The sequence below is a fragment of the Arthrobacter sp. 2RAF6 genome, assembly GCF_052115205.1.
Taxonomy (GTDB): Bacteria; Actinomycetota; Actinomycetes; order Actinomycetales; family Micrococcaceae; genus Arthrobacter.
Genome location: NZ_JBFRGF010000088.1, coordinates 1 through 1,598, shown reverse-complemented (window position 1 = coordinate 1,598; position 1,598 = coordinate 1). Strand labels below are relative to the sequence as shown.

Genomic DNA, 1,598 nt, shown 5'->3' with positions numbered 1-1,598 from the left:
CGGGTTTCCCACCCCCAGGGGAACCCGGCACAATACGCATAGTCACCGGATAGTTAAGGAGATCGGCCATGACGTACGCTCACACGATTCAGCGAGTCACGATCTCGGGTACTTGCTTCTCCGGTGCCGAGATCTGGCAGACCGGCTTTTGGCTGGGAGACGAGAGTGCCGACACCAGCACGGCCACTCAGGCTCAGGTGGACGCGATCGCAGCGCGCTGGGCTACCTTCTTCTCCAGCGGCTCGACGCAGATCAACAACAGCTACATCACGACTCAGGTCAAGGTGGCAAACATCCTCACCACAGGCCACACGGATCCACTGAACGTCGTCTACCACACCTACGGGACACCGCCCGTGGGCAGTGCTGGCGGCAACCGGCAGGCGCCCCAGACCACTCTGGTAGCGACGCTGACATCGGCGCTGAGCCGTGGCCTCGCTGCAAAGGGTCGCATGTACCTGCCGGGCCCGTCCATGGCAGTGCAGTCGAATGGGCGCGTCCAGAGCTTCGACATTTCCGGGATCGCCACCGCGTTTCAGACCTTCATCAACGGGGTCAACTCCGACGGCACCCCCGATCAGCAAGTGATCCTTGTTGCCAAGGCGACGACGCTGCCCGCTGTGAAGCCCGCCGTCAATGCGCTGGTCACCGGGATCAACTTCGGGGACGTGTACGATACGCAGCGGAGGCGCAGGGACCAGCTCAAGGAGACTCGGACCGGCCACACCATCCCGTAAGGCCACTAGGCTTTACGTGTGACCTCGAACGGCGGCAACTGGAACTGTGACTACCCCAGCTCCTGAAGGAGCCGCCACACCTCTCCCAGGGCCTCATCGTCGTCCCGCGTCGCCTGGTCTCGCTCTGCGGCCGTCAGGGGCAACTCCATGGTCCTGCGTGCTGTCCTCCGGCACCGTAGGATCGCTTCCGAAAGCTGCTCCCGGATCTCGTCTCTGCTCATGCTGTGGAGCCTACTGGCTCGGTGGCGGTTCGTGGGGTTTCTGCTCTGTTTGCTCCTGCTCTGCAGGAGCAGAGCGCATCCTGATGGTGGAGTAGGAAACGGGTTGTTGCACGCCCCCCCAAACCCCCCCAACTTAAATTTGGGGTCGGTCTGGGGAAGCGTCGCATGCTCTGTGAGCCATCCTGACGGAGCCAGTGAGGGGTCCTGGGCGCTACGACTGCCACCGGTAATTGCTGTCCCGGTCATCCTCGAGGGAGCCATGGCCACTACAGCCACAGAACCACCCAACCGTTAAACGAAGCCGGTACAGGGCATTTCCTCCAGCGTGTTTATTAACCCACCTGAGTTAAAAAGGCCGGCCCTTTGTGGCACAGGTGTGTTAACTCAGCTGTGTTAAAAAGATTGCTCAGGAAATCCCACGATCTGCCGAATTAAGTTCTACAATTCGCCTTATGGGTCGTCCGCATATTCGTCATATGCCTTCCCTGAGCCGGGTTTCCCACCCCCAGGGGAACCCGGCACAATACGCATAGTCACCGGATAGTTAAGGAGATCGGCCATGACGTACGCTCACACGATTCAGCGAGTCACGATCTCGGGTACTTGCTTCTCCGGTGCCGAGATCTGGCAGACCGGCTTT

General features: G+C 60.5%; 2 protein-coding genes. One reads left to right on the top strand and one right to left on the bottom strand.

What is annotated here, in order from left to right; genetic code table 11:
* Window positions 1-68: 68 nt before the first annotated feature.
* On the top strand, window positions 69-737 hold the full coding sequence (locus AB4Z38_RS25550; protein ID WP_441432312.1) for a hypothetical protein: 669 nt from the start codon (window positions 69-71) through the stop codon (window positions 735-737).
* 50 nt (window positions 738-787) lie between these two features.
* On the opposite strand, the gene AB4Z38_RS25545 is transcribed toward AB4Z38_RS25550, so the two are convergent.
* Complete coding sequence (locus tag AB4Z38_RS25545) at window positions 788-958, bottom strand: hypothetical protein (protein WP_441432311.1); 171 nt, start codon at window positions 956-958, stop codon at window positions 788-790.
* Window positions 959-1,598: the final 640 nt, after the last annotated feature.

Coding starts and splice junctions, on each gene's coding strand:
- AB4Z38_RS25550 (WP_441432312.1), top strand. CDS start 69: ATGACGTACGCTCACACGATTCAGCGAGTCACGATCTCGGGTACTTGC.
- AB4Z38_RS25545 (WP_441432311.1), bottom strand. CDS start 958: ATGAGCAGAGACGAGATCCGGGAGCAGCTTTCGGAAGCGATCCTACGG.